The sequence below is a fragment of the Alcanivorax sp. HI0007 genome (assembly GCF_001635525.1).
Taxonomy (GTDB): domain Bacteria; phylum Pseudomonadota; class Gammaproteobacteria; order Pseudomonadales; family Alcanivoracaceae; genus Alcanivorax.
Map to the genome: position 1 here is coordinate 1 of NZ_LWEJ01000223.1, position 454 is coordinate 454.

The 454-nt window shown below is 50.0% G+C and carries 1 protein-coding gene; it reads right to left on the reverse strand.

The features are described from left to right. Positions 1-218 precede the first annotated feature (218 nt). A partial coding sequence (locus A3714_RS11150) for an EAL domain-containing protein (protein WP_156493860.1) occupies positions 219-454 on the reverse strand: 236 nt, incomplete at its 5' end.

Here is a 454-nt window from a genome sequence, read left to right on the forward strand (position 1 = left end):
CTCTATCTGATCGGGGTCAGGGACAAGGACCAGGCGGAGCTGCTTAAGAGCAATTAATAGTTAATAATGAATAATTAATAATTCGCGGTTTTGGTCTGTCTTTCCTGAAACGCAAGAGGCCGCGCCCATAGCTTGGGCGCGGCCTCTTATGTTTAAAGACAAGGCAAAGCTGTTTCGCGCAACTATTAATTATTCATTATTAACTATTAATTGCCTTTCTACGCCGACTCCGGAATTTGCAACGAATCCATCGGTGCCTGCAGATAGTAGCCCTGCAGGTAATCCACTCCACCCAGGCTCCACAGGGCCTGCATCTGGGCGGCGGATTCGACGAAACCTACAACGGTCCTGCGGTTGCTTTCTTTTACCTGTTTGACGATATCGGTGAGCCGTTGGCGGCCTTCCGCCTTGGACACGTCCTGGGTGAAAGAGCCTTCGAATTTCACCATGGTGG